Source organism: Psychrobacter sp. 1U2 (assembly GCF_051847575.1).
In genome coordinates, this window is record NZ_JBPYDC010001887.1 from 1 (window position 1) to 504 (window position 504).

Sequence of the window (504 nt, forward strand, 5' to 3'; positions counted from 1 at the left end):
AGCCATACTCTTTATGAACGTTTTGATAATAGAGATATAATAAAACAGCTAGGGAAGATATATTCGATAAAAACGAGAGATAAAAAAAGCGTCATTGCGACGCTTTTTAATCAGTAACAAACTATAAAAACACTCGCAAGTAATCCAATCTAACGACGTTGCTCAACGATAATTGAATCAATACCGTTATTCTGTAGACGTTGCTGGGCAGTGGTCACTGCTTGACGAGTATTCATCGGCCGCGAAATAACTTGATAAATTGGCAAACCGTTACCTGTGGTATTCTTTACCACTCTAGCGTCAACACCAGCCATTAGTACTTGAGCGCGGCGGCGATCGGCTTCATCAGCGTCACCGAAGCTATTGATTTGTAGAATATAAGTGGTCGCAGGTTTGGCAGGTTGTATACTAGCAGTACCCGAATTTGCGTTATTGGCACGGTTGGTAGAGTTGCTGTTGCCATTGTTGCTAGTAGGCGTTGTCCCGTCGTAGGTCGCATCTTCT

Annotated in this window: 1 protein-coding gene; it reads right to left on the bottom strand. The window is 42.7% G+C overall.

The genetic code is table 11. The annotated features are described in order from the left end of the window. Positions 1-149 precede the first annotated feature (149 nt). On the bottom strand, positions 150-504 hold a 355-nt coding region (locus tag ACS8FD_RS24960; RefSeq protein WP_439277821.1), incomplete at its 5' end, for an SPOR domain-containing protein.